This is a genomic window from Actinoplanes sp. NPDC019969 (assembly GCF_055562375.1).
The window spans coordinates 1-22,803 of sequence record NZ_JBVHFK010000006.1; the positions used below are offsets into that span (position 1 = coordinate 1).

18 protein-coding genes and 1 pseudogene are annotated in these 22,803 nt (G+C 72.3%); 11 read left to right on the forward strand and 8 right to left on the reverse strand.

What is annotated here, in order from left to right; all coding sequences use genetic code 11:
• The first annotated feature begins 262 nt into the window (after positions 1-262).
• Positions 263-1,231, forward strand: a complete 969-nt coding sequence (locus ACZ3II_RS18745) for a DUF2278 family protein (protein WP_465518935.1) — start codon at positions 263-265, stop codon at positions 1,229-1,231.
• On the opposite strand, the gene ACZ3II_RS18750 is transcribed toward ACZ3II_RS18745, so the two are convergent.
• Positions 1,228-4,035, reverse strand: coding sequence for a PAS domain S-box protein (locus tag ACZ3II_RS18750; RefSeq protein ID WP_465518936.1), 2,808 nt, complete (start codon positions 4,033-4,035; stop codon positions 1,228-1,230). The two genes, ACZ3II_RS18745 and ACZ3II_RS18750, sit on opposite strands and share 4 nt — an antisense overlap.
• Positions 4,036-4,114: 79 nt before the next feature.
• Positions 4,115-4,681 carry a TetR/AcrR family transcriptional regulator gene (locus ACZ3II_RS18755; RefSeq protein ID WP_465518937.1) on the reverse strand — a complete coding sequence of 189 codons (567 nt, stop codon included), beginning with the start codon at positions 4,679-4,681 and terminating at the stop codon, positions 4,115-4,117.
• A 126-nt stretch (positions 4,682-4,807) separates the two neighbouring features.
• Here ACZ3II_RS18755 and ACZ3II_RS18760 point away from each other — a divergent pair, with 126 nt between their 5' ends.
• Positions 4,808-6,370 carry a CocE/NonD family hydrolase gene (locus ACZ3II_RS18760; protein WP_465518938.1) on the forward strand — a complete coding sequence of 521 codons (1,563 nt, stop codon included), beginning with the start codon at positions 4,808-4,810 and terminating at the stop codon, positions 6,368-6,370.
• Positions 6,371-6,763: 393 nt separating this feature from the next.
• Here ACZ3II_RS18760 and ACZ3II_RS18765 read toward each other — a convergent pair whose 3' ends face one another.
• Positions 6,764-7,705 (reverse strand): hypothetical protein, encoded by a 942-nt coding sequence (locus tag ACZ3II_RS18765; RefSeq protein ID WP_465518939.1) that lies wholly within the window; start codon positions 7,703-7,705, stop codon positions 6,764-6,766.
• 61 nt (positions 7,706-7,766) lie between these two features.
• Here ACZ3II_RS18765 and ACZ3II_RS18770 point away from each other — a divergent pair, with 61 nt between their 5' ends.
• From ACZ3II_RS18770 to ACZ3II_RS18780, 3 genes are all read left to right on the forward strand, one after another.
• Positions 7,767-8,378, forward strand: coding sequence for a TetR/AcrR family transcriptional regulator (locus ACZ3II_RS18770; protein WP_465518940.1), 612 nt, complete (start codon positions 7,767-7,769; stop codon positions 8,376-8,378).
• A gap of 118 nt (positions 8,379-8,496) precedes the next feature.
• On the forward strand, positions 8,497-8,808 hold the full coding sequence (locus tag ACZ3II_RS18775; RefSeq protein ID WP_465518941.1) for a hypothetical protein: 312 nt from the start codon (positions 8,497-8,499) through the stop codon (positions 8,806-8,808).
• A gap of 225 nt (positions 8,809-9,033) precedes the next feature.
• On the forward strand, positions 9,034-10,512 hold the full coding sequence (locus ACZ3II_RS18780; RefSeq protein WP_465518942.1) for a serine/threonine-protein kinase: 1,479 nt from the start codon (positions 9,034-9,036) through the stop codon (positions 10,510-10,512).
• A gap of 125 nt (positions 10,513-10,637) precedes the next feature.
• On the opposite strand, the gene ACZ3II_RS18785 is transcribed toward ACZ3II_RS18780, so the two are convergent.
• Entirely contained in the window at positions 10,638-12,539 is a 1,902-nt protein-coding gene (locus ACZ3II_RS18785) for a PAS domain S-box protein (protein ID WP_465518943.1), read from the reverse strand.
• A gap of 101 nt (positions 12,540-12,640) precedes the next feature.
• On the opposite strand from ACZ3II_RS18785, the gene ACZ3II_RS18790 reads away from it, so the two are divergent.
• From ACZ3II_RS18790 to ACZ3II_RS18815, 6 genes are all read left to right on the forward strand, one after another.
• Positions 12,641-13,621, forward strand: a complete 981-nt coding sequence (locus tag ACZ3II_RS18790; protein ID WP_465518944.1) for a 3-oxoacyl-ACP synthase III family protein — start codon at positions 12,641-12,643, stop codon at positions 13,619-13,621.
• A complete protein-coding gene (locus tag ACZ3II_RS18795) occupies positions 13,618-14,355 on the forward strand; it encodes a glycosyltransferase family 2 protein (RefSeq protein ID WP_465518945.1) in 738 nt (245 codons plus the stop codon). The genes ACZ3II_RS18790 and ACZ3II_RS18795 overlap by 4 nt, the downstream gene beginning before the upstream one ends.
• Before the next feature lie 9 nt (positions 14,356-14,364).
• On the forward strand, positions 14,365-15,819 hold the full coding sequence (locus tag ACZ3II_RS18800) for a class I adenylate-forming enzyme family protein (protein ID WP_465518946.1): 1,455 nt from the start codon (positions 14,365-14,367) through the stop codon (positions 15,817-15,819).
• A gap of 126 nt (positions 15,820-15,945) precedes the next feature.
• A complete protein-coding gene (locus tag ACZ3II_RS18805) occupies positions 15,946-16,701 on the forward strand; it encodes a glycosyltransferase family 2 protein (RefSeq protein WP_465518947.1) in 756 nt (251 codons plus the stop codon).
• A 26-nt stretch (positions 16,702-16,727) separates the two neighbouring features.
• The gene (locus tag ACZ3II_RS18810; protein ID WP_465518948.1) at positions 16,728-17,843 is read left to right on the forward strand and encodes a cytochrome P450; all 1,116 of its coding nucleotides are present in this window, start codon (positions 16,728-16,730) and stop codon (positions 17,841-17,843) included.
• Between the two features lie 2 nt (positions 17,844-17,845).
• Complete coding sequence (locus ACZ3II_RS18815) at positions 17,846-18,709, forward strand: NAD-dependent epimerase/dehydratase family protein (protein WP_465518949.1); 864 nt, start codon at positions 17,846-17,848, stop codon at positions 18,707-18,709.
• Positions 18,710-18,867: 158 nt separating this feature from the next.
• Here the strand turns inward: ACZ3II_RS18815 and ACZ3II_RS18820 are convergent, their stop codons facing one another.
• The 4 genes and pseudogenes from ACZ3II_RS18820 to ACZ3II_RS18835 all read right to left on the reverse strand — a co-directional run.
• Positions 18,868-20,217 (reverse strand): hypothetical protein, encoded by a 1,350-nt coding sequence (locus ACZ3II_RS18820; protein ID WP_465518950.1) that lies wholly within the window; start codon positions 20,215-20,217, stop codon positions 18,868-18,870.
• Between the two features lie 143 nt (positions 20,218-20,360).
• Positions 20,361-22,109, reverse strand: coding sequence for an aa3-type cytochrome oxidase subunit I (gene ctaD / locus ACZ3II_RS18825; protein ID WP_465518951.1), 1,749 nt, complete (start codon positions 22,107-22,109; stop codon positions 20,361-20,363).
• Positions 22,110-22,212: 103 nt separating this feature from the next.
• Entirely contained in the window at positions 22,213-22,401 is a 189-nt protein-coding gene (locus tag ACZ3II_RS18830) for a hypothetical protein (RefSeq protein ID WP_465518952.1), read from the reverse strand.
• 42 nt (positions 22,402-22,443) lie between these two features.
• A pseudogene (locus tag ACZ3II_RS18835) lies at positions 22,444-22,697 on the reverse strand (response regulator transcription factor); the annotation flags it as partial.
• Positions 22,698-22,803: the final 106 nt, after the last annotated feature.

Sequence of the window (22,803 nt, forward strand, 5' to 3'; positions counted from 1 at the left end):
CCATCTCGCTGCCCGAGAACGCCGCGTTCAGCAGCACCAGGACCACGACCAGGACGACTTGCCAGCCGTATCCGCCCACGGCGGACATCAACTCCTTCACGAAGGGACGAAGGTCCCAGGTTACCGGGGATCGCTGAGAGCATTCCCAGCGAGCACCCGAACCATGCGGCGCAAGATCCCCGTTACGGCCGGTCCGGGCGCCGTCGTCCTGTCCGGTAGTTGTCGTTGACACACTTTCCGAAGCGGGTGTCGAATCCGTTTCATGCCGCTGAAGAGATACGGGGTATTGCGTGCCGCCGTCATCGACCGCCGCATCGAGACCTCCGGCACACCGCATTATCAGATCCATTTGCGCGCGGGCGGGACCGATTACCGCGCGGCCGTCAACGTACGCTCCCAGCAGAGCCCGCCGGACCTGCTCTACCTGGGCGTCGACGACTTCCGGCACCCGATTCTGGAACGCCTGCGGGCGATTCCGGACGGTTTCACCGAGATCGAGAGCCGGCCGGGTGGCGCGGCGCTCGATTTCATCCGCGGAAATCTGTTCGACCGGACCCTGATGCGCCCGGTGCCGACCGCCGCGCCGGGCCCGGAGAACGATCTCGGCGATTTCCTGGATCACTATGTGCGGCGGGCGCTCGGGGATCTCGACGCGCGGGCGTACGTGTTCGGCGAGGCGTGGGGCCCGGAGACGAAACCGGACAAGATCTTCGGGTTCCGGCCCGGCAACGGCGTCCACGATATCCACATGAACCAGGGCAACAACGGCAGGTTCGCCGGCGACGACGGGGTGTTCCAGGACGGGGCCCTGCTGCTGCACTTCCCGGCCGGCGACGAGTGGGTGGCGATCTTCCTGGCGTTCCAGTCGCAGGCCTGGCACACCGACGACATCACCGGTCACCGGCTGCCGGAGGCCCCGATCAACACCGATCTTCTGGTACGGATCCTCGCGGCGCTGGTCAACCCGGTGGGCCCGGCCCCCGAGCCGGAGACGGTGACGCTGCTCAACACCACCCCGGGCGAGGTCGACCTGACCGGCTGGGCGCTGAACGGACAGGCGCTGGGCGGGCGGCTGCCGGCCGGTGCGGTGACGCAGGTGCGGATCGAGCCACCGGCGCTCGGCAACGGCGGTGGCACGATCACGCTCCAGGACGCCCAGGGGCGGAAGGTGGACGGCGTGGCCTACACCGCCGACCAGGGCCGGCGGGAGGGCTGGACGGTCGTGTTCTAGGCGGTCTCGGCCTCGATCACGAAGACCGAGCCGCTGCCGGACGGGTGCGGCTCGTGCCGTACCTCGCCGTGGTTGGCGCGGGCCAGGCTGCGCACGATGTAGAGGCCGAGCCCGGTGCCGCGGACCGCCCCGGCGTCGCGTTCGGCCCGGGTGAGCCGGTCGAACAGCTGCGGCCGGAACTCCTCCGGCACGCCGGGCCCGCGGTCCTCGACCCGTAGCCGGACGAGTCCGCCGGCCGGCTCGATCCGCAGGTCGGTCGCCCCGCCGGCGTACTTGGTCGCGTTGCTGAGCAGGTTGACCAGGACCTGCTGTAGGTGCTGCGGGTTGAACAGCACCGCGACGTCCGGGCCGGTCACCGGCACGTGGGCGTTGCCGGTGCCGTCCAGCACCTGCCGGATCGCGGCGTGCAGCGGCACCTCGCCGCGGACCGCGTTGATGTTGCCGGCGTCGATGCTGACCATGGCGAGGACCTCGCGGACCACGTCGTCGAGGCGCTGCGCCTGGCGGCTGATCACCGAGACGGCGTACGACCCCGACGACTCCTCGCCCAGGTCGTCGGCGAGCAGGTCGGCGTATCCGAGGATGGCCGACAGCGGGTTGCTGATCTCGTGCCCGAGCATCCCGATGATGTCGAGTTTGAGCTGATTGGCGGTCTCCAGGGCGGTGTTGCGCTCGGCCAGGTCGGCGGCGGCCTGGTCGCGGGCCCGTTCGGCGGTGCGCCGTACGGAGATGTCGGTGGCCACGATGATCAGGTGTTTCGGCCGGTCCTGGCTGTCCCGGACGAGCGAGACGGTGGCCTCGGCGTCGATCCAGTGCCCGTCGGCGTGCAGCAGCCGCAGCACCTGGGTGTAGGAGGTGGCGTCGCCGGCGAACAGCGTGGCGACCTCGGTGTGCCCCACGATCAGGTCGTCGGGGTGCATCAGCTCGCGGTCGGCGACCCGCCCGATCAGGTCCTCGGGGCGGCGGCCGAGCATGGCGGCGAACGCCTGGTTCACCTCGATCAGCGAGCCGTCCAGGCCGCGGATCACCTGGCCCACGGCGGAGTGCGTGAACTGGGCCCGGAACCGCTGCTCGTTCAGGACCAGCGCCTGTTCGGCGGCACGGGCCGCGGTCACGTCGGTGTTGATCTCCAGGACCTCGACGTCGCCGGGGGACGAGCTGTACGCGGGCCGGTAGACGACCTGCCGGCTGAGCACGGTGACGGTCCGGCCGATCGAGGTGAGGTGCTGCAGCTGGCCGTCCCAGTGGCCGTCCCGTTCCAGGGTGGCGCGCTGGCCGTCGATCGAGCCGCCCTCGACGACGGTGCTGAACAGCCGGTGCGTGCAGCGGCCGCGGGCGGCCTCGGCGGTCCAGCCGTACAGTCGCTGGGCGCCGTTGTTCCACCACAGGACGGTGCCGTCGAGGCGGCGCACGATCACCGCGGCCGGGATCAGCTTGAGCAGGGCGGCCTGCTGGTGCATGCGGGCGTCGGCGGCGCGTTGCGCGGTGACGTCCTCCACCTGCACGACGACGTACGACGCGGCGCCGCCCCCGTCCCGCACGGCCGCGACCCGGACGCTCACCCAGATGGTGTGCCCGTCCTTGTGGATCAGGCGGCGCTCCGCGCGCAGCGCGTCCTGGCCGGTCGCGATCAGCTCCTGCCACGCCGCCTGGGTGGCCGCCACGTCGTCGGGGTGGTACAGGTCGCGGAACGACATCGTCAGCAGTTCCGCGGTGCGGTACCCGGTGATCGCCGTCATCGCCGGGTTGGCCTGCAGGTACTTACCGAACGACCCGGGGTCGACGCTGGCCAGGGTGAGCCCGAGCGGCGAGTTCTCGAAGGTCAGGCGGAACCGGTTCTCGCTGGCCTCCAGGGCTTCCAGGGCGCTGGTCCGCTCGGCGAGCAGGGTGGTGTTGCGGGCGTAGTCGTCGACGTACATCAGGGTGGAGGCCAGGCTGGCGGCGAGCAGCTCCAGGTGGTGGGCGTCGACGGCGTCGAACGCCTCCGGCACGCTGCTGGCGACCTTGACCACGCCGATCAGCCGGTCGCCGCTGTACAGCGGGGCGATGCACATGGACCGCAGCCCGATCCGCCGGCACGCCTCGGCGTTGACCCGTACGTCGGTCTCGGTGTCGGTGCAGCGCACCACCGAACGGCCCTCGATCGCCACGCCGCTGAGCGAGCCGGCCTGGGCCAGGCGCAGCCCGGTGTGCTCGCCGAGGATGCCGGCGCCGGAGAAGTAGGTGAGCTGGTTGCCGGCGATCAGCTCGACGACCGCGCCGGTCGCGGCCGGGAACGCGGCCATCGCCTGCTCGGCGACCACGTGCAGGGCCTTGTCGCGGTCCCGGGCGGCGGCGGTGACGGCCCGCTGGGCCTCGATGGTGGAGAGCAGCACCCGGGTCTGCCGGGCGGTCTGCTCGGCGGCGGCCCGCTGCTCGGAGGTGTCCCGGAGGAAGGCGTAGAACTGCCGTTCGCCGCCGACCCAGGACGGCCAGATGGTCAGTTCCACCTCGACCTGGTGGCCGTCGCGGTGCAGGGCCGGCAGGACGACCGGGCGGCCGACCACCTTCGGCTCGCCGGTGGCCAGGTAGCGGGCCATCCCGGCGTTGTGGCGCTCGCGCAGTTCGGCCGGGATCAGCATCTCGGCCAGCGGCCGGCCGATGATCTCGGCGGCGGTCCAGCCGAGCAGCCGGGCCGCCGAGTCGTTCCAGACCAGGACCATCCCGGCCTCGTCGATGGAGACGAAACCGGTCGGCCCGGTGGAGATCACCTGCCGGAGACGCTCCAGCTCCGCGTGTTCGGGCGCGTCGATCGATCCCTGCACGTGCTCACCACCGTCCCGCCGCCTGTCCTGCATCATCCGGGGAATCGGCAGGCCCGGCCGGGACTTGAGGTGACCCAGGTCACTCGGGAAGGAAGACGCCGTCCAGGACCAGAGCGACCGAACGGTCGGCGGCGGCCCGGGCGGCATGCACGTCGCCGGTGGCCTCGGCGACGCCCTGGACCATGGTGAACAGCAGGGACAGATCTTCCGGTACGAGGTCGGCGCGGACGTGGCCGAGTTCCCTGGCGCGGCGCAGCGGCGTGGCGAAGGCGGCGATCACGCGCCGGCGGTACCGCTCCTGCAGCCCGGCGTCGAAGCGGCGGACCAGCTTGACCAGGCCGCGCAGCTCGATCTGGGAGTGCAGCACCTCGCGCAGCAGGGCCCGGAAACCGGCCGGGTGCCCGGCATGGGTCACCACCCGGGCCTCCAGGATCTCCAGCTGGTAGGTGAGCACGGCGACGGTGAGGGCGTGCCGGTCCGGGAAGTGGCGGTAGAGGGTGGCCTGGCTGACGCCGGCCCGGCGGGCGATCTCGGGCATCAGGGGGATCTGCTCGTCCTCGGCGAGGACCTCGGCGGCGGCCTCGAGGAGGGCCGCGCGGTTGCGCTGGGCGTCCCGGCGACGCGCTGTCGGGGTTCCGTAGAGCACTGCATCCCCCCTTGCTACCGACGAGTCACGTTACTTGCTGGTAACGAGAATGTCACCATCTTCAAATTCTCGGAACCGATTCCTACGCTGCCGCCACGTTCGCTCCACCTCCATCGAGGAGTGTTGATGGCGTTTCGCCGTTTGCTCACCCTGGCCGCCGCCGTCACCCTGGCGGCGACCACGATCACGACCACGTCACCGGCACAGGCCGCGACGGCCACGACCGGGTTCAAGGCCGTCGACATCACCGGCGACAGCGGCGTCGTCCTCAAGGCCAACGTCATCGCCCCGGCGGCGAGCGGCCGGCATCCGGCCGTGATCCTGCCGTCCAGCTGGGGCCTCAACGACCTGGAGTACCTGGCGCAGGCGAAGACCCTGGCCGGGCGCGGGTACGTCGTCGTCTCCTACACCCCGCGCGGCTGGTGGCTGTCCGGCGGCCAGATCGACACGGCCGGGCCGAAGGACATGGCGGACCTGTCCGAGGTGGTCGACTGGACGATCGCGAACACGGCGGCGGACCCGGGACGGATCGGGGCGGCCGGGATCTCATACGGGGCCGGCATCAGCCTGCTCGGCGCGGCCCACGACAGCCGGATCCGGGTGGCCGGGGTGCTCAGCGGCTGGACCGACCTGGTGGCCTCGCTGTACGCCGACTCCACCCGGCACCGCCAGTCCGCCGGCCTCCTCGAGCTGGCCGCGCAGTTGGTCGGCAAGCCGAGCGCGGAACTCACCGACAAGATGGCCGACTTCAACGCCAACCGGGACGTGCCGGAGGTGATGGCCTGGGCGAAGGTCCGCTCGGCGGCCACGTACCTCGACAAGATCAACGCGAACAACCCGGCGGTGCTGATCGCCAACGGCTGGGGCGACACGTTCTTCCCGCCGAACCAGCTCGTCGACTTCTACGGCAAACTGACCACCCCGAAGCGCCTCGAGCTGCGCCCCGGCGACCACGCGATCGCCGAGCTGACCGGCGTGCTGGGGCTGCCCAACGACGTGTGGACCAGCCTGTACGCGTTCCTCGACACCCACCTGGCCACCGGCACGACGGCGCCGAACCCGGTCTACCTCAAGCCGCTGAACGCCGCCGCCGAGTCCTACCCGACCTGGGCGGCGCAGTCCTCCTCGACCACCCGGTACGGTCTCGGCCGGATCCGCGCCCTGGACGGCACCGGCCTGCTCGGCGGCGCGGTCAGCTCCGGCTGGACCAAGAAGCTGCCGGCCGGCGCGGACACCGTCGCCAACGGCGGGGTCGTGCTGATCACCAACGGGGCCGCCGCGATCACCGGCGCGCAGCCGAAGATCTGGCTGCCGTTCGTGGACCGCGGGAAGGCCGGCGTCTGGGCGGCCGAGCGGCCCTCGTCGGCGCAGCGCGTCCGCGGCGTACCGAAGCTGCATCTGGAGCTCTCCGGCACCGCCGCGACCGGCACCGTGGTCGCCTACCTCTACGACCTGGACGCGATCGGCAACGCCAAGCTGATCACGCACGCCCCGGCGTCCTGGCTGGGCGGCGCCGGTGGCGCCCGCACGATCGACCTGAGGCTGCCGGCGACCGCCTACGACCTGCCGGCCGGGCACTCGCTGACGCTGGTGGTGGACACCGTCGACCCGCTCTACTACGACGAGAACGAATCCGGCGATTCCATCACCATCGGCGGCGGATCCTACCTGGACGTACCGATTCGCTGACATTTCCGAAATGGATCACCGGGGCGCCGGTGATCCATTTCTTTTCTGCCCGCCCCGGAAACAACTCGGAATCAGGAGCGTCACTGGCGTTTCAGACCGAGGCCCCGGCACCGCAATGATTTATCGGCGTGAAAGCGCGAGCCGTAGCCGGCTTCGCCCGGACCGCCGAGGCCGTGGTGGCCGCAGCCCGCGGTGATCGCCACCGTCGTCGCCGCGCTGGTGGCGATCCCGAGCACGGTCGCGGTGCTCAGCCGGCCGGAACTCGCCCGCGAGGAGTCCTGGCCGGCGGCAACCCGAAACAGTTCGTGATCACCCCGGACCGCGACTTCGCCGTGGCGGCCTCCAATGGATCCTGGTCCCGGTCTGACGGTCCCCGGTCCCGGACTCGTCACCTCAGCAAGCGGCTCCCCGCTCACGGATCAGATTCCGGTAGACGTGGTACGCCGGTTTCGGCTGGTAGCCGGAGGTGACGAGTCCGAACTGGAACATCGGGTCGTCTACCGCGCTGTCGGCGTCCCGTAGCGCGAAGTGCTCGTAGACGCCGATGTTCAGCTCATCGGCAGCGGCGGCCACGGTCCGCACCACGGTTTCCAGGACCTCCGTCTGCCGGGCCCACGACCGTCCCGGACCGGTCGGCCAGCCGTGCTCGGTGACATGCATCGGCACCGAGGGTGGGATCCCGGCCGCCGCCATGCTGCCCTCCCGGAACAGCCGCAGGACCCCGGCGACCGTCCCGGCCAGCTGCTCCGCGGGAATCGGCGCGAACACGTCCGGGAAGAAGTCCAGCCCCGCGAAGTCCACGACGTCACCGATCTCCGTGAGGCTGCTCCAGTGCGCCTGCCCGGGGTCGAACCGCAGCGTGGAGTTGCACCCGGCCAGCGTGTCCAGACCGAGCCGGGCGATCTCTTCTTTCGCCGCGCGGACGCCCTCGATCAGGGCACGGCGCACCGCCGGGAACGCACCGTCGCCACCGGGGCCGGCGTTCTCCGGCTCCTCGGTGATCTGGATCGTGGCGAGCCGGTCGCCGTGTGCCCTGATCTGCTCGCGGATGAAGCCGAGCCAGCCGGTGAGGTCGTCACCCGGCTCACGGAAACACAGCACCAGATCCAGCCGGCGGGAACCGGTCGCGTACCGGGCGGGCTCCGGTGGCGCCTGCGGCATGCCCGGCGAGGCGTCGCTGTAGTGCAGGTAACCCCGGACCAGGAACGGCGATGTGCCGTGCAGGTCGTCGAGGGCCGCGGTGATCCGGTCCGGATCCTCCGCCGGGCCCGGGGTGATGTTGCCGTCGGCGGTGGCGGCGAGGCCACCCGGATAGACACCGAAGGTGAGAGGCATGCTCCGACCGTACGATAATTTTGGTGTCACACCAAGTTTGGAGCCGCGCTAGTATTCCGTCGTGGGTCTACGCGACGAGAAGAAGCAGGCGACACGCACCGCGATCGCCGACGCGGCCTTGGAGCTGTTCCTCGAGAAAGGCTTCGACCGGGTCACGGTCGCGGAGGTGGCCCGTGCCGCGAACGTCTCGGTGAACACCGCCTTCAACTACTTCCCCACCAAGGAGGACCTGCTCTTCGACCGGCAGGACGAGGTCGTCCAGCGCCTCAGCCGGGCCGTCCGCGACCGGCGTCCCGGCGAGTCACCGGCCGCCGCCGTGCACCGCGCCTTCCTCGACCGCCTCGACCGCGACGACCCCACACTCGGCCTGCACCCGGACGCCGTCCGCTTCTGGCGCCTCGTCGACGACAGCCCCGCCCTGCAGGCCCGCACCCGCCTCCTGCACGAACTCACCGAATCCGCCCTGACCACCGCCCTCGCCTCGTCGGCCGACCCCACCACGGCCCGCCTGACCGCGGCCCTGCTGACCGCCGCCGACCGCGCCCTGCACACCGAGATCCGGCACGGCATCACCCGCGGCGACGCCCCCGCCGCCGTCCGCGCCGCCGTCGCCGCCGCCGCCACCCGCCTCTTCACCGCCCTGGACCACCCCACCCTTCACCTGACCGACTGAGCCCCCGGCTGGTTCTCAGGGCCGCCTCGCGGGCCGCGAGACAGCCCTGAGAACCAGCCGCCGCCGTCCGCGAGCAAACCGGGTGCGGCGGGCGATCCGGCCGCGGCATCATCTCCCGATGAGCGTTCGGCGATCCCGGGAGGACCAGGCAGCAGCGTTGGCCGCGGTGCTCCGCGACGTTCCGGTCGCGGAGCACTGGCAGCCATGCGACCCCTCGGTCCACATCGACACCGCGGTACGCCGCTGGACGACCTCGGACCGGCGCATCAAGCCCACCAAACGCACACCGGAGAACCGCCTTCGCGATCTCCTGCGCGGATTACGGGAGGCGCAGGGTGCGGACCTCGTCCACGAGGAGCCGGGATGGCTGGAGCATGTCACCGAGCGCTTCGGCGCCGCGTTGCTCGCCGCCGAACAACGCCCTCGGTAGCGGCGTCCGGTGCCGGATGTCCCGCTTCGCCGCAACACCCGGAAGGCGCGTAAACGGAATTCACCCGTACGGCGTGGCAACTCTCCGACAGCCGAAGCCACTGGTCACAGTGGATAATCGGGTGACTCCCGAGAGTCACCTCAACGGTCCTTGGGTGGCATCGCCCGGGTACCGTCGATTGTGCATCTGACCTGCGTGAACAACCTTTGAACCAGAGGTGACGGCATGGCAGCGGTGGGAGAGGTCGTCGCCGGGCGATATCGTCTGGTCCGCCCGCTCGCCTCCGGCAGCATGAGCCGCATCTGGCTCGCCGCCGACGAGACGGTGCACCGGGTCGGCGCCACCTACGGCCCGTCCGGCGCCGGTCCCCGCGAGAGCCGCCCGCACCTGGTCGTCCTCAAGCACTGCGCCGTTCCGCGCGGCCTGCCACCCGACCAGCACCAGGCGATCCGCCAGTGGGCGCTGCCGGAGGCGCGGGCCGCCGCGGCGGTCCGCCACCCGCACGTCATCCACACCCTCGACGTGATGCCCTCCTGGGACGGCCCGTGGCTGGTGATGGAATATCTGCCGTCCCGCACCCTGCACCAGGTGATCGAGGAGTCCGGCCCGCTCACCCCGGCCCGCGCCGCCGCGATCGGCCTGGCCGTGCTGTCCGGGCTGGAGGCCGCCGCCGGCAGGGGCGTGCTGCACCTCGACGTGAAACCCGGCAACGTGCTGATCGGCGCCGACGGCCGGGCCGTGCTCACCGACTTCGGTCCCGCCGTCACCCCGGCCGGTGTGAAAGCGCTCGCCGACCTGGGGATCGTTCTCGGCTCCCCGAAATACATCGCGCCGGAGCGGATCTACGACCGGGTCTCCGACCGGCGGTCCGACCTGTGGTCGCTCGGCGCCACCCTCTACCACGCCGTCGAGGGCAGGCCGCCGATCCAGCGCGCCACCACCACCGAGCTGATCAACGCGCTCGCCGACCCGCGGCCCGCACCGCCCCGCCAGGCCGGCCCGCTCGCCCCGGTGCTGACCGGGCTGCTGCGCCGCGATCCCGCCGACCGGCTCTCCGCCGCCGAGGTGGAACGACTCCTGCGCGGCATCGTCGAGACCGGGCGGCGCCGACCCCGGTCGGCGCGCCGCCGCCGGATCCCGGTGATCGCCGCGGCGATCGCGGTCACCGCCACCCTCACCGCCGTCGCCGCCACCGCCGAGGGCCGGACCCGCTCCGGTACGAGCACGGCCCCCACCGTCTCCGCCGCGGCCCCCGCGGTCGTTCCGTCTGCCGTGCCGCCGCCCGCCGGTTACACCTGGTGGGCGGACCCCGGCGGCTACCGTGTCGCCGTCCCGTCCGGCTGGCAGCGGGGCAGGCCGGCCGCCGGAGCGCTGACCTTCACCGGCCGGAAGGGCCGGGCGGTGCTCGGCATCACCCCGCTCGCCAAGCCACCGTCCGACCTGCTCGCCACCCTGACCGCCGCCGAGAAGGCGGCCGGCCTCGACTCCTACCGGCGGCTGCGCATCCAGGTCCTGCCGGAGCCGTCGTCCGCCGTCTGGGAGTACACGTTCGACGACGCCGACGGCACCGCCATGCACGGCCTGCGGCGGGTGATCCGGGCGGGCAGCCGGGCGTACGTCCTGGAGTGGCGGGCCACCCGCGAGGCCTGGCCGGCCGAGCTGTCCCGTTTCACCGTCGTCCTCGCCTCGTTCGGTCCCCGCTGACCCCCCGGCTGGTTGTCACGGCTGTCTCGGCGTCGCCGAGACAGCCGTCAGAACCAGCCGCAACCACACGCCTCGCCCGTGCGGGGCGCTGCGGTCCGGTGAGCCGCCCGCGTCGCCGGGGAGTGTCACGGGACGGTCTCGTGTTCGGCGGGGACGGGCTGGCCCGTACCACTGAAGGGTTTGATCACCTCGGCGAGGCGGCGGAGCAGATCGCCGGCGGTGAAGGGTTTCTCGATCAGGGCGATGTCGCCGTCCAGGACGTGGGTGGTACCGAGCAGGCCGTTGCTGTAACCGGACATGTAGAGCACCGGCAGGGCCGGGACGACCTCGTGGATCAGGTCGGCGAGGCGGCGGCCGGACATCTCCGGCATGATCACGTCGGTGAGCAGGGCGTCGCAGCCGTGCCGGCGGAACAGCTCCAGCGCCTGCGGTCCGCCGGTGGCGGTGAGCACGGTGTAACCGGCGCCGGCCAGGATGCGGGTGACGACGCGGGCCAGGGCGGGCTCGTCCTCGACGACCAGGACGGTACGGCCGTCGCCTGCCGGTGGCGCCTCGATGCGCGGGCCGGTGACCGTCGCCGCGCCGGGAGTGACGACCAGGGGCAGGTAGACGCGGAACGTGGTGCCGACGCCCGGCTCGGAGTACACGTTGAGGCTGCCGCCGGCCTCGGCGACGATGCCGTACACCGTGGACAGTCCCAGGCCGGTGCCCTGACCGCGCGGTTTCGTGGTGTAGAAGGGTTCAAAGATGCGCGCGGCCACCTCCCCGGTCATGCCCTCGCCGGTGTCGCTGACCAGCAGACGGGCATAGGTTCCGGCGGGCAGCGGCGGCTGCATGTCGAGTTCGCCGCCGGAAAGAACGGCCAGGTCGGCTTCGAGGACCAGGGTGCCGCCGTCCGGCATCGCGTCCCGGGCGTTGATCGCCAGGTTGAGCAGCACCTGCTGGATCTGGCCGGGGTCGGCGTGCACCACGACCGGTTCCGCGGACGGGACCGTGATCAGGGTGATGTGCTCGCCGATGGTACGGCCGAGCATGCCGCCGACCTCGGCGAGGCTCGCGTTCAGGTCGACGTCCTGCGGCTGGATGGTGTCGCCGCGGGTGAACGTCAGCAGCTGCCGGGTCAGGTGGACGGCCCGGTCGGCGGCGGTGCGCACGTGCGTGAGGTCGCCGGTCAGCGCGTCGTTGCCGGCCGCCTCCTCCAGGGCGAAGTCGGTGTAGTTCGCGATGATCGCCAGGATGTTGTTGAAGTCGTGCGCCACCCCGCCGGCCAGTTTGCCGAGGCTCTCCATCCGCTGCGCCTGATGGGTGCGTTCCTCGACGGCCCGCTGCCGCTCCGCCGCCTCCTTGACCGCGGTGATGTCCCGCGCCACCACGGACACCCCGGTGGGCCGCCCGCTCCGGTCCCGGATCGCGGCCACGCTCAGCGACGTCTCCACCGGGTGCCCGTCCTTGCAGAAACGCCTGCTCTCGTACGCGACCCCGCGCTCCCCCGCACGGATCCGCCGGATCACCTCCCGCTGCTCGGCGGCGCCCGCCTCGTCGGCCAGCACCGACGCCGACGATCCGATGATCTCCGCGGCGGTGTACCCGAAGAGCCGCTCGGCCCCGCCGTTCCACGCCGTGATCGTGCCGTCCAGGGTGACCCCGATGATCGCGTCGTCGGTGTGCTCGACCACCGCCTCCAGGGTGGCCCGCTGCACGTCGGCCTCGTCGAGCAGCTTCTGCCGCCCCGGGTCGGCGTAGATCGCGCCGGTGTCGAGGAGCGCCCGCCGCCGGATGATCCAGTAGTACATCCCGGCCGCTCCGGTGACCACGTTCCACCAGGCCAGCGCCCACACCCAGACCATCTCGACGGAGTGTTCGGCCCGGTCCAGATTGGCGAACGCGAGCCAGGCGTGCAGGCCGTGCCCGACCGCCGAGGTCAGGAAGATCAGTGCGGTGGCGACGGCCAGCCGGTTGCTGCGCAGCTGGCCCGCCCGGGCGACCGGCACCGCGATGGCCACCGTGATCGCCAGGTAAGTGATCATGGTGCCCAGGTTCCCCAGCAGGAAAAGCTGTTCCGGCACGGTCGTCCTATCGGACACTGGACCGTCATGCTGAGGAACCCGGATGCGTCAATGGGGGGAATGTGCGGGTCGGTATCACCGGGGTGGGCTCTTACCTGCCGGAGAACGAGGTCACCACGACGGAACTGCAGAACCGCATCGGCCGCCTGCCGCGCGGCCTGCTGGCCCGGCTGACCGGCATCGAACGGCGGCGGATCGCGGCGGACGACGAGTACGCCTCCACGCTCGGCCTGCACGCCGCCCGCGCCGCTCTCGCCTCCGCCGACCTCGACCCGCTCGACGTCGACCTGCTGCTGTTCGCCTCGGCGAGCCGGGACATGGTGGAACCGGCGACCGCACACATCCTGCAACACGCGCTCGGCAGCCGGGCCCACGCGCTCGACGTCACGAACGCCTGCAACAGCTTCGTCAACGGCATCGACCTGGCCCGGTCGATGATCCTGGCCGGGCGGGCGCGGCGGGCGCTGGTCGTCACCGGGGAGACGCCGAGCCGGGTCATGCGGCCCACCGTGGCGGACATGGCGGAGGCCCGGCGGGCGTTCGCCGGGTACACGTTCGGGGACGCGGGGGCGGCGGTGGTGGTCGAGCCGGTGACGCGGGGCGGCATCCTGGACATCGACACCGAGACGCACTCGTCGCACTGGGCGGTCGGCGGGATCCCGGGCGGCGGGTCGCGGCATCCGCGCGGGGACGAGCACACCTATTTCACCGGGGACGGGCATCTGCTGCGCGGCGTGTTCGAGAAGGTCGGGGCGAGCATCCTGGACCGGGTGCAGGCACGCACCGGGCTGCCCCTCACGGCGTACCGGCGCATCCTGGTGCATCAGGTGACGCTGCCGTACCTGGAACGGTTCCTCGAGGTGACCGGGGTGCCACGGGACCGGCTCGAGATCACTGTCACGTCGCTGGGGAACATGGCGAGCGCCACGCTCGGCGTCCAGCTCGCCCGCATATTTCCGGATTTGTCGGTGGGGGACCGGGTGCTGTTCATGGGCCTCGGCGGTGGGGTCAGCATCATGACGATGGTGTGGGAGCGGTCGTGACGGACCTGTGGGTCGTGGTGCCGGCGTACAACGAGGCGGCCCGGATCAGCGCCACCCTGTACGCGCTCGGCGCCCAGACCGACACCGAGTTCACCCTGCTCGTGGTCGACAACGGATCGACCGACAGCACGGTCGAGGCGGTACGGGCGTTCGTGGCGTGCGCGCCGTTCCCGGTGCACGTGCTCGTCGAACCGGAGAAGGGGGTGGGCTGCGCCGTCGACACCGGGTTCCGGCACGCCATCGCGGCGGGGGCGACGAAGATCGCCCGTACCGACGCGGACTGCATCCCCCGGCCCGGCTGGGTGGCGGCGGCCCGGGCCGCGCTCGACGGCGGCGCGGGCATGGTGTGCGGCCGGATCACCGCCCGGCGCGACGAGCACGGGCCGGCCGGGCGGGCGGTGTTCGCGGTGCTGGTCGGGCTGGCGGCGACGTTCGGGCGGCTGCGGCCGGCGCACCGGGGCAGCGGGAATCTGGCGCCCTACCGGATGCACGCCGGCAACAACATGGCGATCACCGCTGAGCTGTACGAGGCCTGCGGCGGGATGCCACGGCGGCCGTCACCGACCGATCGGCTGTTTCTCAACCGGGTACGCCGTACCACCTCAAAGATCGCCCGCAGCCGGTCGATGGTGGTGGAGAACTCGACCCGGCGGCTGCGCGCGTACGGGGTGCTGCGGACTGCCCGCTGGTACCTGGACCGCGGCAGCGACCACCTCTCCCCCGACCCTCGCTGAGGAGCGCCGTTGCTGAACGCGCTGAACACCGGCCTGCGCCCCGGCGACGACCGGCCCGCCCTGATCCGTGGGCGGCACACCGTGACCCGTGGGGAACTGGCCGGCCTCCGCAACCGGTACGCGACCGCCCTGCACGCCCACGGCCTGCGCCCCCGCGACACCCTCGGCCTGGCGATCCGTCCCGGGCCGAGAGCGCTGGCCATGGTCCTCGCCGCCTACCGGCTCGGCGTCCGGGTCGCGCTGCTCGATCCGACCGCCGGTCCCGACGTGCTCACCGCCCGGCTCTCCGTGGCCCGTCCCGCGCTGATCGTCGCCGACGCCGCGGCACAGGCCGTGGCCGGGTGGGCCGCGCCCCTGGCCCGCCACGCCGGCCTGGCCCTGCCCGACTTCTCCGCGATGTCGCCCACGGCGACCGTCGGGGTCCGGCTGCCCGGCAACGCGCCCGCCCTGCGGCTCCCGGACGGGCCGGCGCCACCCGCCTTCGACGGTGACGGCGACGCGGTCGTCATCTTCACCTCCGGAACCACCAGCAGCCCCCGGGCCGTCGTCCACACCCGCGCCGGTCTCGACGCCGGCCTCCGGGCGGTCGCCGGCCTGGTCCAGCCGCGTCCCGGCGTACCCGTCCTGGGTGGCACCTTCTTCGTCATGGTCCCGTCGCTGGCCGCCGGGGCGCCGGTCGCCACGCCCGCCCGGCGGCCCCGTACGCTCGCCCGCCAGGTCACCGGGCTCCGCCCGCAGGCCACCTATCTGACCCCGCCGCAGATCAGGGCCGCTCTCGACGCGGATGTCCCGTTCACCGGCCGGGTCTACAGTGGTTCCGCGCCGGTCTCGGCGCACCTGCTCGACCGGGTGCGGGCCGCCGGCGCCGACGAGGCCTGGGGGGTGTACGCGCTCACCGAGGTGTTCCCCGCCGCCGCCGTCGAGTCCCGCGACAAGTCGGCGTTCACCGGTGCCGGCGACCTGGCCGGCGAACTGCTCCCCGGGGTCCGCGCCACCCTCGACGACCAGGGCCAGTTGCTGCTCGCCGGTTCCGGTGTCTGCGATCGGTACCTCGGCTCCGACCCGCACGAATGGGTCGCCACCGGCGACATGGCCACCCTCTCCGGGCGCCGGGTCGTCCTCGCCGGCCGGTGCAAGGACATGATCCTGCGCAACGCCGAGAACATCTATCCCGGCCTGTACGAGCCCACCCTGCACGTGCCCGGCGTCGCCCTCGCCGTGCTGGTCGGCGTGCCCGCCGGCGACGGCGACGAACAGGTGGTCGCCCTGATCGAGACCGCCCCGGGCGCCGACCGGGCCGCGGTCTCCGCGGCTCTGCGGGAACCGCTGCACCGGATGGGCTCGGCCCGCCCGGACCGGGTGATGTTCGCCCCGGTCCCGCTGTCCGGCCGCTCCCGCAAACCCGACCGCCTCGCCGCCGCCGCACTGGCCGCCCGAATCCCCCACCAACGAACCCCCCGTTGACCTCCTTCTGTGCGGCTGTTCTCAGGGCTGTCTCCACCACGTTGAGACAGCCCTGAGAACCAGCCGAGGGGTGGCGACCGGGGACACCGCGGTGAGACGGCACTGACGATCGGGGAGAGTGGTGGGGTGGGGCTTGCGGTGGTGGTGCCGGCGTACAACGAAGCGGAATCGATCGGGGCGGCCCTCGCGGCGCTGGCCGGGCAGACGGATCGGGACTTCCGGCTGGTCGTGGTGGACAACGCGTCCACTGACGACACCGCGGGCGTGGTGCGCCGCTTCGCCGCCACGGCCCCGTTTCCGGTCGAGGTGATCAGCGAGGCGGAACCCGGGGCGGGAACGGCGGCGGACACCGGGTTCCGGCATGCGATCGCGGCCGGGGCGACGGTGCTGGCCCGGACCGACGCGGACTGCCTGCCGGCGCCCGAGTGGGTGGCGACGCTTCGGGCGTACCTCGCAAGCGGGGTCGACATGGTCTGCGGCCGCAGTGTGCCGCGCCGTGACGAACAGCCGTCGTGGGCGGAGCGGAACGTCTTCCCGCGGGTGGTGCGGCTGGCGGCGCTCTACGGGAGGTACCGGCGGGCGCATCGCCGGCCGGAGTTCCGCAGCCCGTTCGTGCTGGTCCACGGGCACAACGTGGCGCTGACCGCCGATCTCTACCAGCGTTGTGGCGGCACCGCCCGGGAAGCCCTGGAGGACGGTTCCGAGGACGTGACGATGCTGAACCGTGCCCGCCGGGTCACGTCGCGGATCGTGCGTGCCGAGGATGTCGTGGTCGAGGCCAGCCTGCGCCGGTTGCGGGCGTGGGGCGCCCGGCGGACGCTGCTCTGGTACTGGGACCGCCGGTGGCGTCCACCGGCGTCCCCGCAGGTCCACGTCCGCTGAATCCGCCGGTGTGCGACAGTCTTGCGGTGACGAAGCGGGATGGGGTGGCGCGGCGCCGGGACCGGCGGGTCTACCTGCGCAGTCATCCGGTGCTGTTCGCGTTGCTGGCGGCGACGCGGCATCGTTCCGCGGTCCGGATCGGCGGCACGGTGATCGCGCATTCGCGGGAGGCGTACGTCGACGCGCTGACCCGGATCCCCCTGGACCGGACGGCGGAGGGCACCACCGGCGCCGCGGCCGGGCGGCTCGCGGGTGGCGGACTGCTCTTCGATCAGGAGGGCGACGACCATCGGGGTACGCGCCGGCAGCTCGCGGATTCGCTGGGAGCCGGCGGGGTGCGGCGGTTGCGTCCGGTGTGGACGGAGGTTCTGAAGCGGCGGCTTGCCCCGCTCGCTGACGGCCGTCCGATCGACCTGGTGGACGTGGCGGCGGAACTGTCCGGGGCGACCGCCGCCGCGCTCCTCGGCGTGTCCGTCGATCCGCGCGAACTCGCGTCAGCGGCCCGTGCCGCCGCTGCCGCCGGAGCCCGGGAACATCTGCCCGGCCTGCCGTTCCCCGGGCGCCGCCGGGCCGCTCGCCGCGCCGCGGAGCGCCTGAACCACCTGCTGTCGGACAGTAACGACGGCGGGGACGGGCTGGCGGCGATGCTGGCGGTCGCCGCGATCAACACGACGGTCGCCGGGCTGCCGCGGGCCGCTGCCTGGTGCGCCGATGCCGGCCTGTGGGATTTCGCCGGCACCGATCCGGGCGCGCTGGCCGATGAGCTGCTCCGGGTCACCGCCCCGACACCGCTGCTCCCCCGCGTCGCCGCGGCGGCGGGGAGAGTCGACGGGCATCCGGTACGGGCGGGTGACCGACTGATTCTGATCGCCCGGCACGCCGTCGGCGCCCACCGCCGGGATCCGGACCCGGCCGACCCGGTCGCGCCCCGGACCGCCCAGCTCGTCTTCGGCACCGGCCCGCACGCGTGTCCCGGCGCCCGTCTGGCCCGTCTCCAGCTCACCGACGCCTTGACGGCGCTGGCCCGCTACCGCCCGGTCGTCCGTTCCGCCCGGCCCGACCGGCACAGCGCCCTCCCCGGCTGGAAGACCCTGATCATGGCGAACGGGACACCGGGTGGGACAGGCAGCCGATGCGGATAGCCGTGACCGGGGGCAGTGGGTTCTGCGGGAGCGCGGTGGCACGGGCCACCGCCGGCGCCGGGATGGAGGTCGTCTGCCTCGGGCGGCGACCGGGACCGACCGGGGAGCACCGGTTCTGGGACGCCACCCGTACCCCACCCGACCTGACCGGAACCGACGCCGTCCTGCATCTCGCCGCCGCCGTCGGTGACCCGCCGCCCGGGCGTGCGCCGGAGGCCGCCTTCCGTGCGGTGAACGTGGACGGCACCGCCCGCCTGCTGGAAGCCGCCGGCGACCGCCCGGTGGTATGGGTGAGCAGTGCGAGCGTCTATGCCCCGTCAAGTCCGAAAAGGATTACCGAGGACCATCCGCTCGGCGGGCTGACCGCCTACGGCAGGACCAAGGCGGCAGGGGAACGGCTCGCCCTCGAAGCGGGGGCGGTGGTGCTGCGGCCGCGTGCCGTCTACGGGCCGGGCGATCCGCATCTGCTGCCCCGGCTGCGGCGGGTGGTGCGCGGCGGCCGGGCGCTGCTGCCCGGGCCGGACGTCCCGCTGAGCCTGACCGCGGTGGAGAACCTCGCGGACGCCTGTCTGGCGGCGCTGCGGTGGCCGCCGGGCGCGTACAACATCGCGGACGCCGACGTCTACCGGCGGGACGAGGTGGTCGCGGCGGTCTGCGGCGTGCCGGTCACGCATGTGCCGATTCCGCTGGTCCGCGCGGCCGCCGCGGTGGTGACGGCGGCCTCGCGGCTGACGGGCCGTCCGCCGGTCCTTTCGCGGTACGCCGTGGAGCAGCTCACCGGCACCGTCGTCCTCGACACCGCCCGCGCCCGCGCCCAGGGCTGGATCCCCCGCCGCACGCTCACCGACTACCTGACAACCCTTTAAGAGCTTCTCCGGTACCGGCCACGCAAGGTTCCGTGCCTCGCGGCGGCTGCGGCAGGCGTTCCCTGACGATCGTCCCCGGGTGCGGGCGACGCGAGTTGCCACTGGCTGGTCGTGGGTGCAGTCTCCGGCCACACGAGACAGCACCCACGACCAGCCGGTTATTTGCGGGTCGGGCGGCGCCGGGTCAGGACCAGGGAGATCAGGCCGGCCATCACCAGGCCGGCCCCGGCGAAGCCGAAGACGGTCACGTCGGAGCCGGTCAGGGCGAGATCGCCACCATCCGAGGGGGCGGCGACAGCGGGCTGATCGACATAGGTGGGGGCCGGTGAGACCGGCGCCGACGGTGCGGGCGCCGGGACCCGTACGGCCGGGACCATGTCACGGTGCCCGACCGGGGACGGGACCGGCTTGCCCTGGCGCGGGCGGGGCTGCCCGGACGAGACCGAGGGCGGGGCCGTGACCGGGGCGCACGCCGCCACCGACAGATGGCCGAGGGCCACGTCGAGCAGGTGCGCCATCCCGGCCTTCACCTCGACACGCACCGTCGCCGCCTCCGCCCGGAGCTGCCGGCCCCGGTACGACTGCCGGACCTCGCCGAGCGACACCCGCACCTCGAGTGCCGCCGGGCTGCCCTGTTCGACGCCGCCGAGCAGGCCGAGCGAGACGGTGGCGCCGGAGTCCTTGAGCACCTGCACGGGTTTGCCGGCCGTCGTCACCCGCAGCACCGCCGGCTGGTAGGTGACCTTCGACGTCGCCCGGTCTCCTCCCGCCACGACCTCCAGCGTCGGCTGGGTGATCACCTTGACGGAGATCTCCTGCGGGGTGCCGGCGAAGAGGCTGAGGTCTCCGACGGCGATGCCTGCCGCGGATCGTACGCCGACGCTCCGGTCCGGCAACCGCACCAGGTCGGTGGCGCTCTGTGCCGAGCCGGCCGGGCCGATCCGGAGCAGGCTGGTCCGGCGGGCGCCCGCGAGCATCGCCGGGGCGGGACCGCTGCCGTCCAGCACGGACAGCCCGCCGAGCATGGTCGCCGCTCGGGTCAGCGGGCCGGTCTTGCCGCACCGGTACGCGTCGTCCCAGGTGGCGTGGGCGGTCGACTTCCCGAGACGGGCGGTGGCGAGGCCGGCGGCCTGGAACGTGACGAGGTCCATCCCGGACGGTGCGCCCCGGCCGGGCGCCGCGTGCCGGGCGCCGGCCCCGCCCGCGGGCAGCCCGAGGATCCTGGCGTCGGCGTGCTGCCCGCTGGCGACGGTCCGGAACGGGCGGCTCCTGCTGTCCGCGACGCCCTTCGCCGAGGCGAGCCGGACGTCGGCGAGCGCCGGCAGGCCCCGGGCGAGCGGTCCCGGGTCGAGCACCGTGATCTTGGCGAGGTCGGCCTGGGAGTGGGCCGTGAAGTCACCGGCGCAGTCCCGGTCGGCAACCGCGGCCGCGCTGGTGGGCGTGGCCGGGACGGCGAGCGCGGCCACGATTCCGAGGATGAGGCCGTGGCGCGGCGATGCGATCGGCATGAGGTCCCTTCCGGGCGGGGGAGTTGTCCGATCTCTCATCGTTGTGTGCAGTGGGGGAGCTACGGTGCCGCCCGGCAGTTCGCGCGATGAGCATCTATCGACTTTCGTTCCAAATCCGACAGATCGCTCGTTGGCCGCATACCTCAACGATCGGTACGGTCCTCCGGATAGCTGGCGCCGCCGGTGGATTCCTCGGTGAGCGGCCGCGCCCCACCCTCCGGCGGTCCCGCCTCGGACTGCCCACCGGCCGCGAGCTGCGGGAACTTCAGGTCGAAGGCGGGGCGCTCGGACCGCACCCGCGGCATCTTGTCGAAATTGCGCAGCGGCGGCGGACTGGACGTCGCCCACTCCAGGGAGTTCCCGTGCCCCCACGGGTCGTCCTCGGTCACCGGCTGCCCCGCCCGGTACGACTTCCACACGTTGTAGAGGAACGGTAGCGTCGCCGCCCCCAGCACGAACGCGCCCACCGTCGAGATCATGTTCAGCACGGTGAACCCGTCGCCCGGCAGGTAGTCCGCGTACCGCCGGGGCATGCCCTCGTTGCCGACCCAGTGCTGCACCAGGAACGTCGCGTGGAATCCGATGAACGTCAGCCAGAAGTGCACCTTGGCGAGGCGTTCGTCGAGCATCCGCCCGAACATCTTCGGGAACCAGAAGTAGATGCCGGAGAACACCGCGAACACGATCGTCCCGAACAGCACGTAGTGGAAGTGCGCCACCACGAAATAGCTGTCGGTCACGTGGAAGTCCACCGGCGGCGAGGCCAGCAGCACCCCGGTCAGCCCGCCGAGCAGGAACGTCACCATGAACCCGACAGCGAACAGCATCGGCGACTCGAACGTCAGCTGCCCGCGCCACATGGTCCCGATCCAGACGAAGAACTTCATCCCGGTCGGGATCGCGATCAGATAGCTGAGCAGGCTGAAGAACGGCAGCAGCACCTGGCCGGTGGCGAACATGTGGTGCGCCCACACGCTCATCGACAGCATGGTGATCAGGACCGTCGCGGCGACCAGGGTCTTGTAGCCGAAGACCGGCTTGCGGCTGAACACCGGGACGACCTCGGTGATGATCCCGAAGAACGGCAGCGCGATGATGTAGACCTCGGGATGGCCGAAGAACCAGAACAGGTGCTGCCACAGCATCGGCCCGCCGGTCTCGGTGTTGAACACCTGCGCGCCGAGCACCCGGTCGGCCGCCAGGGCGAACAGCGCCGCCGCCAGGAACGGGAAGACCAGCACCACCAGCACACTGGTGAGCAGGATGTTCCACGTCATGATCGGCATCCGGAACATGGTCATCCCGGGCGCCCGCAGGCACAGGATCGTGGTGATCATGTTGACCGCGCCGAGGATCGTGCCGACACCGGAGATCGCGAGACCGACGATCCACATGTTCCCGCCGTAACCCGGCGAGTGCTGCCAGGTGCTCAGCGGCGTGTACGCGGTCCAGCCGAAGTCCGCCGCCCCACCCGGCACCAGGAACCCGCCGAACGCGATCAGGCCACCGAAGAAGTACAGCCAGTACGCGAACGCGTTGAGCCGCGGGAACGCCACGTCCGGCGCCCCGATCTGGATCGGCACCACGAAGTTGGCGAACGCGAACACGATCGGCGTCGCGAAGAACAGCAGCATGATCGTGCCGTGCATGGTGAACAACTGGTTGTACTGCTCCGGCGACAGCAGCTGCATGCCCGGCCGGCCCAGCTCGGCCCGCATCACCAGCGCCATCAGGCCACCCAGCACGAACCACGCGAACGCGGTCGCCAGATACATGATCCCGATCTGCTTCGCGTCCGTGGTGCGCAGCGTCCGGGCCAGCCAGGAACCTCTGACCTGACGCCGCACGGGCCACTGCCGGGGCTGTACGGGACGAGGGGTCACAGCGGTCATCGAAAGTCCTCCCAGGACCGTCGTACCGTGCCACGGCGGCCCGCGCGCCCTTCACCCGCGGAAATGCACCATCAGCACAACCACGCCGACCGGCTTGCGCCCCTCACGGCAAGCGGCTACCCCAGTTCGGGGTGGTACCGCTCGATCCGCGGAAGCGGGTACCCGAGGACGCCGAATAGACGATGCAGAACGTGGCGAACAGCAGGAAACCGGCCGCGCCGACGAGGATCCCGGCCCGCGCCGGACCCGGCCGCCTGCCGTCCGGCCCGGTCGGGCAGAGCAGCCCGAGCACGATCGCCAGCAGTCCCGCCAGCGGACCTGGCGCGGTGCGCCCTCACATCGCCGCGAAGAGCGGTCCGTCGCCTGGTCCTTTCGCGCTAGGCGCCCGTCTAGGCGTGACGATGCCCTCCTCGTAGGCGTGGACGACGGCCTGGACCCGGTCCCGCAGCCCCAGCTTGGCCAGGATGCTGCGACGTGCGTCTTCACCGTGTGCTCGCTGACGGTGAGATCGGCGGCGATCTCGGCGTTGCTGCGACCCCGGGCCAGCAGAGCGAGCACCTCCAGCTCCCGGCCGGTCAGCGGCGTGGCTGCCGGGCGCCGGGCCTCCCGCGGCGCCACCCGCAGGAACTCCTCCAGCAGATGCCGGTGTCCAGCTGGTCGCCAGTGCTGCCTCGAAGCCGTCGAGACAGCACTG